Origin of the sequence: Mycobacterium sp. IS-1496 (assembly GCF_001499995.1) — a bacterium.
GTDB lineage: Bacteria > Actinomycetota > Actinomycetes > Mycobacteriales > Mycobacteriaceae > Mycobacterium.
On sequence record NZ_LQIU01000039.1, the window covers coordinates 24592 to 31946 of the forward strand.

8 protein-coding genes are annotated in these 7355 nt (G+C 69.5%); all 8 read left to right on the forward strand.

What is annotated here, in order from left to right; all coding sequences use genetic code 11:
- The first annotated feature begins 41 nt into the window (after positions 1 to 41).
- The 8 genes from AU195_RS18995 (at position 42) to AU195_RS19030 (ending at position 7231) form a co-directional block, all read left to right on the forward strand.
- Complete coding sequence (locus AU195_RS18995) at positions 42 to 914, forward strand: ParA family protein (protein ID WP_059160620.1); 873 nt, start codon at positions 42 to 44, stop codon at positions 912 to 914.
- Positions 911 to 1738 (forward strand): segregation/condensation protein A, encoded by an 828-nt coding sequence (locus AU195_RS19000; RefSeq protein WP_059160608.1) that lies wholly within the window; start codon positions 911 to 913, stop codon positions 1736 to 1738. Before AU195_RS18995 ends, AU195_RS19000 begins: the two co-directional genes overlap by 4 nt.
- Entirely contained in the window at positions 1735 to 2430 is a 696-nt protein-coding gene (gene scpB, locus AU195_RS19005; protein WP_059160609.1) for an SMC-Scp complex subunit ScpB, read from the forward strand. The genes AU195_RS19000 and scpB overlap by 4 nt, the downstream gene beginning before the upstream one ends.
- Positions 2427 to 3170 (forward strand): pseudouridine synthase, encoded by a 744-nt coding sequence (locus AU195_RS19010; protein ID WP_059160610.1) that lies wholly within the window; start codon positions 2427 to 2429, stop codon positions 3168 to 3170. Before scpB ends, AU195_RS19010 begins: the two co-directional genes overlap by 4 nt.
- Complete coding sequence (gene cmk / locus AU195_RS19015; RefSeq protein WP_059160611.1) at positions 3167 to 3853, forward strand: (d)CMP kinase; 687 nt, start codon at positions 3167 to 3169, stop codon at positions 3851 to 3853. Before AU195_RS19010 ends, cmk begins: the two co-directional genes overlap by 4 nt.
- Positions 3850 to 5262, forward strand: a complete 1413-nt coding sequence (gene der / locus AU195_RS19020) for a ribosome biogenesis GTPase Der (RefSeq protein ID WP_059160612.1) — start codon at positions 3850 to 3852, stop codon at positions 5260 to 5262. The genes cmk and der overlap by 4 nt, the downstream gene beginning before the upstream one ends.
- A 212-nt stretch (positions 5263 to 5474) precedes the next feature.
- Positions 5475 to 6413 (forward strand): sulfite exporter TauE/SafE family protein, encoded by a 939-nt coding sequence (locus AU195_RS19025; protein WP_059160613.1) that lies wholly within the window; start codon positions 5475 to 5477, stop codon positions 6411 to 6413.
- 50 nt (positions 6414 to 6463) lie between these two features.
- The gene (locus AU195_RS19030; RefSeq protein WP_082703118.1) at positions 6464 to 7231 is read left to right on the forward strand and encodes a sulfite exporter TauE/SafE family protein; all 768 of its coding nucleotides are present in this window, start codon (positions 6464 to 6466) and stop codon (positions 7229 to 7231) included.
- Positions 7232 to 7355: the final 124 nt, after the last annotated feature.

Below are 7355 nucleotides of genomic sequence, written 5' to 3' on the forward strand. Positions count from 1 at the left end.
TTCGCCCTGCGTGTGGAGTGCCCGGCCTGCGGCGGTCCGGCATGACCGATGACGCCGCAGGTGCCGACGCGCCGGTGGCGACGGGCCTGACCGGACGGCCGTTCCGCTCGACACCCGAACCCGCACCGCGCAGCACACACGGACCGGCCAAGGTCATCGCGATGTGCAATCAGAAGGGCGGCGTCGGCAAGACGACCTCGACCATCAACCTCGGCGCCAGCCTCGCCGAGTACGGCCGACGCGTGCTGCTGGTCGACCTCGACCCACAGGGTGCGCTGTCGGCCGGGCTCGGCGTCCCGCACTACGAACTCGACCACACGGTCCACAACCTGCTGGTCGAACCGCGGGTGTCGATCGACGAGGTGCTGATCACGACCCGCGTCAACGGCCTCGATCTGGTGCCGAGCAACATCGACCTGTCCGCCGCGGAGATCCAGCTGGTCAACGAGGTCGGACGCGAGCAGACACTGGGCCGGGCGCTGTACCCGGTGCTCGACCGCTACGACTACGTGCTGATCGACTGCCAGCCGTCTCTGGGACTGCTCACCGTCAACGGGCTGGCCTGCAGCGACGGGGTCATCATCCCCACCGAGTGCGAGTACTTCTCGCTGCGCGGGCTGGCGTTGCTCACCGACACCGTCGACAAGGTCCGCGATCGGCTCAATCCCAAACTCGACATCAGCGGCATCCTGGTGACCCGCTACGACCCGCGCACGGTCAACGCCAGGGAAGTCATGGCCCGGGTGGTCGAACGGTTCGGTGACCTGGTGTTCGACACCGTCATCACCCGCACCGTGCGCTTCCCGGAGACCAGCGTCGCGGGCGAGCCGATCACGACGTGGGCACCGAAGTCGGCCGGCGCCGAGGCGTACCGGGCGCTGGCACGGGAAGTCATCGACCGGTTCGGCGCGTGAGCGGCGAGGACGACGAGCAGCCAGACAAGAGCGGGTTCCAGGTTCGGCTGAACAACTTCGAGGGTCCGTTCGATCTGCTGCTGCAGCTGATCTTCGCCCACCGGCTCGACGTCACCGAGGTCGCGTTGCACCAGGTCACCGACGACTTCATCGCCTACACCAAAGCCATCGGACGGCAACTCGAACTCGACGAGACGACCGCGTTCCTGGTGATCGCCGCGACGCTGCTCGACCTCAAGGCCGCCCGTCTGTTGCCCGCGGGCGAGGTGCACGACGAAGAGGACCTCGCCCTGCTCGAGGTGCGCGACCTGCTGTTCGCGCGCCTGCTGCAGTACCGGGCGTTCAAACACGTCGCGGTGATGTTCGCCGAACTGGAGGCCGCCGCGCTGCGCAGCTATCCGCGCGCGGTGTCGCTCGAGCCGCGTTACAGCGAACTGCTGCCCGAGGTCATGCTCGGCGTCGACGCGGAACGTTTCGCCGAGATCGCCGCATCGGCTTTCACCCCGCGACCGGTGCCCAGCGTGCGCACCGACCACCTGCACGCGCCGGCGGTGTCGGTGCCCGAACAGGCCAGGCGCTTGCTGGCCCTGCTCGAGCGGCAAGGGGTCGGACAGTGGGCGACGTTCACCGATCTGGTCGCCGACTGTCAGGGTGGCATCGAGATCGTCGGGCGTTTCCTGGCGCTGCTCGAGCTGTACCGGGCGCGGGCGGTAGCATTCGACCAGGCAGAACCGCTTGGTGTGCTCCAGGTTTCGTGGACCGGGGATCGGCCGACCAACGAACAACTGGCAACCGTCGACGCGGGAGAACAACGAGAGCAATGACCGACGAGATCTCCGACGGCAACCTCGGCATCGACGTCGCGACCGCCCCCGAACTCGACGACTTCGAACTGCGCAACGTGCTCGAGGCCCTGCTCCTGGTCGTGGACACCCCCGCGACCGTCGAGCAGCTGGCGGAGGTGACCGGACAGCCCGGCTACCGGGTCGTCACCACCCTCACCGAGATGGCCGCCGAGCTGGCCGCCCGGGACAGCGGCATCGACCTCCGCGAGGCGGGCGGTGGCTGGCGGATGTACACCCGGTCCCGGTACGCCCCGTACGTCGAGCGGCTGCTGCTCGACGGCGCCCGCTCCAAGCTGACCCGCGCGGCGCTGGAGACACTGGCCGTCGTCGCCTACCGGCAGCCCGTGACCCGCGCCCGGGTCAGCGCGGTCCGCGGGGTCAACGTCGACGCCGTGATGCGCACCCTGTTGGCCCGCGGGTTGATCACCGAGGCAGGCACCGATCCGGACTCCGGCGCGGTCACGTTCGCCACGACCGAGCTGTTCCTCGAACGGCTCGGGCTGTCCTCGCTGGCCGATCTGCCCGACATCGCCCCGCTGCTGCCCGACGTGGACGTGATCGACGACCTGAGCGAAACGCTGGCCGACGAACCGAGATTCATGAAGCTGGGCGGCGTGCCCGCACCCACCGGACAGCCGATGTCCTACGACGTGGACAAGGATGACCGATGACCGAACCCGATGGTGTCCGGCTGCAGAAAGTGTTGTCGCAGGCGGGAATCGCGTCGCGCCGCGTCGCGGAGAAGATGATCATCGACGGCCGCGTCGAGGTCGACGGCCACATCGTCACCGAACTCGGCACCCGGGTCGACCCCGGCACGGCCGACATCCGGGTCGACGGCAGTCGGATCCTGCTCGACGACACGCTCGTGCACCTGGCGATCAACAAGCCGCGCGGGATGCACTCGACGATGTCGGACGATCGCGGGCGGCCCTGTATCGGCGACCTCGTCGAACATCGGGTGCGGGGCAACAAGGGGCTGTTCCACGTCGGCCGCCTGGACGCGGACACCGAGGGCCTGATGCTGCTGACCAACGACGGCGAGCTCGCGCACCGGTTGATGCATCCGTCCTACGAGGTGCCGAAGACCTACGTGGCGACCGTACTGGGCACCGTCCCGCGCGGCCTGGGTAAGAAGTTGCGCGCCGGAGTGGAGTTGGACGACGGACCCGCCCGGGTCGACGACTTCGCGGTCGTCGACGCGCTGCCCGGCCGGTCGATGGTCCGGGTGACCCTGCACGAGGGACGCAAGCGTATCGTTCGTCGCTTGTTGGCGGCGGTCGGTTTCCCGGTGCAGGAGCTGGTGCGGACCGACATCGGGGCGGTCTCGCTCGGCGAGCAGCGGCCAGGAAGCATTCGGGCGTTGACGCGCAAGGAGATCGGTGAACTGTACAAGGCGGTGGGAATGTGACTGACGGAACGGTGATCGCCGTCGACGGTCCCGCCGGAACCGGAAAATCCTCGGTGTCACGGGGTTTGGCGCGCGCACTGGGCGCCCGCTATCTCGATACCGGGGCGATGTACCGCATCGTGACGCTGGCGGTGTTGCGCTCGGGCATCGATCCGTCCGACGGTGACGCGGTGGCCGCCGCGGTCGACGAGGTCGAGCTCGCGGTCGGCTACGACCCCGACGAGGACCGCTCTGTGCTTGCCGGAGAGGATGTTTCGGCCGAGATCCGCGGTGACGCCGTGACGCGTGCGGTGTCGGCGGTGTCGGCGGTCCCCGCGGTGCGGGCGCGGCTGGTGGACCTGCAGCGCAGGCTGGCCGACGGATCGGGCAGCGTCGTCGTCGAGGGACGCGACATCGGCACCGTGGTCCTGCCCGACGCCGACGTGAAGATCTTCCTCACCGCCTCGGCCGAGGAGCGGGCCCGCCGGCGCAACGTGCAGAACGTCAACAACGGACTGGCCGACGACTACGACTCCGTGCTGGCCGACGTCCGGCGCCGCGACCACCTCGACTCGACCCGCGCGGTCTCCCCGTTGCGCGCCGCCGACGACGCCGTGATCGTCGACACCAGCGATATGACGGAGACCGACGTGGTTGCGCACCTGCAGGATCTGGTGCACCAGCGGGCAGGGGTGCGGCGATGACGTCACCGGAGGACGGCACCTGGGTCGACGAACGCGACTGGGAACTGGGCGCCGAAGAGGTCGCCGAGGCCATCGAGGAGGCGGCGGCGCCGCCGCCGGTGGTCGCCGTCGTCGGCCGGCCCAACGTGGGTAAATCGACACTGGTCAACCGCATCCTGGGGCGGCGTGAAGCGGTCGTGCAGGACATCCCGGGTGTCACCCGCGACCGCGTCTCCTACGACGCCATGTGGTCGGGGCGGCGTTTCGTCGTTCAGGACACCGGGGGATGGGAGCCCGACGCGAAAGGGCTGCAACAGCTGGTCGCCGATCAGGCCACCGTCGCGATGCGCACCGCCGACGCGATCATCCTGGTGGTCGACGCCGTCGTGGGCGCCACGGCCGCCGACGAGGCGGCTGCGCGGATGCTGCGCAAGTCGGGCAAGCCGGTCTTCTTGGCGGCCAACAAGGTCGACACCGAACGCGGCGAGGCCGATGCGGCCGCCCTGTGGTCGCTGGGCATCGGGGAGCCGCTGTCGGTGAGCGCGATCCACGGCCGCGGTGTCGCCGACCTGCTCGACCGGGTGCTGGAGAAACTGCCCGAGGTGTCGGAGGTCGGCGGCGGGGGCGGCGGTCCGCGCCGGGTCGCGCTGGTCGGCAAGCCCAATGTGGGGAAGAGTTCGCTGCTCAACCGGCTCGCCGGGGACGAACGTTCGGTGGTGCACGACGTCGCCGGGACGACGGTCGACCCCGTCGACTCGCTGATCGAACTCGGCGGCAAGACGTGGCGGTTCGTCGACACGGCCGGTCTGCGCCGCAAGGTCGGCCAGGCCAGCGGCCACGAGTTCTACGCCTCGGTGCGCACCCACGGCGCCATCGACGCGGCCGAAGTGGTGCTCGTGCTGATCGACGCCTCGCAACCGCTGACCGAACAGGACCAGCGGGTGCTCTCGATGGTGATCGAGGCCGGCCGCGCACTGGTGCTCGCCTTCAACAAGTGGGATCTCGTCGACGAGGACCGCCGGTATCTGCTCGACCGGGAGATCGACCGGGAACTGGCGCAGGTGCAGTGGGCGCCGCGGGTCAACATCTCGGCGATGACCGGCCGGGCCGTGCAGAAACTGGTGCCCGCGCTGGAGACCTCGCTGGCTTCGTGGGACACCCGCATCCCGACGGGCCGGCTCAACACGTTCTTTAAGGAGATCGTCGCCGCCACCCCGCCGCCGGTGCGCGGCGGTAAGCAGCCCCGGATCCTGTTCGCCACCCAGGCCACCGCACGGCCGCCGACCTTCGTGCTGTTCACAAGCGGATTCCTCGAGGCCGGCTATCGGCGTTTCCTCGAGCGGCGGCTGCGGGAGACCTTCGGCTTCGAAGGCAGCCCGATCCGCATCAACGTCCGGGTACGCGAGAAGCGGGGCTCGCGCGCCCGCTAGTACAGTGAACGGATCAGCAGACGACGAGAGGGGACGACGGTGGCTGAACGAGCCTTCCGTGCCGCACCCTCGCACGCCTGCGCCCTTCAGCCCTTCTGGCCGTCGCGCCGGCTGATGGCATTCGACGAGTGGTGTTGTCCGCGTCCCTGACACGCGCCCACTGCTGAATCAGGCCGCCTTGCCCAGGCGCCGCGAAGTCGAAAGCCGGACCCATGCGTTCGCTACTGATCGTTGCCCTGGTCGGGGTCGGTGCCCAGCTCGTCGACGGTGCACTCGGGATGGCGTTCGGCGTCACCGCCTCCACCCTGCTCGTGCTGTCCGGTGTCGCCGCCGCGCAGGCCAGCGCCGCGGTGCACCTGGCCGAGGTGGGCACCACGCTGGCCTCCGGCATTTCGCACTGGCGCTTCAAGAACATCAGCTGGTCGATCGTCGCCAAGCTGGGGGTACCCGGCGCGATCGGCGCCTTCCTGGGCGCCACCGTGCTGTCGGCGCTGTCGACCGAGGACGCCGCGCCGCTGATGGCGGGGATCCTGCTGTGCATCGGGGCATATGTGCTGCTGCGCTTCTCGCTGCGCACCCCGCCGGTGATCGGCGGCAACGGGACGAAGCACGGTGCCAAGTTCCTCACCCCGCTCGGCCTGTTCGGCGGATTCATCGACGCCTCCGGGGGCGGCGGCTGGGGCCCGATCACCGCCAGCACACTGCTGTCCAGCGGTAAGACCGCGCCGCGTACGGTCATCGGCTCGGTCAGCGCGTCGGAGTTCCTGGTCGCGTTGTCCGCGTCCGTGGGCTTCCTGGTCGGGTTGCGGGACGAGTTCTTCGACAACCTCGCCGTGGTGGCGGCGCTGGCCGTCGGCGGGGTGATCGCCGCGCCCATCGCCGCGTGGCTGGTCAGCCGGATCAGCCCGGCGCTGCTGGGCACCGGGGTGGGCGGTGTCATCGTGCTCACCAACGCGCAGAAGCTGGTGCACTACTTCGGCATCGGATGGCCGTGGTCGACGTTCATCTACTCGGTGATCGTGGTCGCATGGGCCGTCTTCCTGGTGCTCGCGTGGCGGATCATGCGCGCCCCGGCTTACGTTCCCCGAGAGCTCGAAGCGCAGGTCACTGTCGTCGAGCGGCCGGCGCAGACCGCCGATGAGGTGCGCTGAGGCCGGTCTGAGCGGAACACACTAGGGTTCCCCGGGTGCCCGTCGTCGACATGGTCCTCATCGCCCTGGCGGGCGTAGGGGCGGGGGCCATCAACGCGATCGTCGGGTCGGGCACGCTGATCACCTTCCCGACGCTGGTCGCACTCGGCTATCCACCGGTGACGTCGACGATGTCGAACGCCGTCGGGTTGGTGGCCGGGGGAGTGTCCGGCACCTGGGGCTACCGCCGCGAACTGCGCGGGCAGTGGCACCGCCTGCGCTGGCAGATGCCCGCTTCGCTGGTCGGCGCGCTGGGCGGGGCATGGCTGCTGCTGCATCTCCCGGAGAAGGTCTTCATCCAGGTGGTGCCGGTGCTGTTGGTCGCGGCGCTGGCCTTGGTGGTGGCCGGCCCGCGGATCCAGGCGTGGGCGCGGCGGCGCGCCGAGGAGAGCGGACGGTCGGCCGACCACGTGAGCGCCGCGCGGATGGTGGCGCTGGTGGCGGGAACCTTCGCCGTCGGCGTGTACGGCGGGTACTTCACTGCGGCCCAGGGAATCCTGCTGATCGCGGTGATGGGGGCGTTGCTGCCCGAGGACATGCAGCGGATGAACGCCGCCAAGAACCTGCTGTCGCTGATCGTCAACATCGTCGCGGCCGTCGCCTACACCGTGGTCGCGTTCGACCGGATCAGCTGGGCGGCCGCCGGGCTGATCGCGGGCGGCTCACTGATCGGCGGATTCCTCGGCGCGCACTACGGTCGCCGGTTGTCGCAGAACGCGCTGCGCGGGGTCATCGTGGTCGTCGGGCTGATCGGCCTGTGGCGGCTGGTGACCGTTTAGAACGCCCGTCGCTTCCGCCGAACGTGCGGCCAGCGCGAGATTTCCGGGGCGGTTTCAAGCGGTCGATGCAACAGCTGGTGGGTTGGACAGTAGTTGGTTGAGGGCTTCGGCCGGTGTTTTCCAG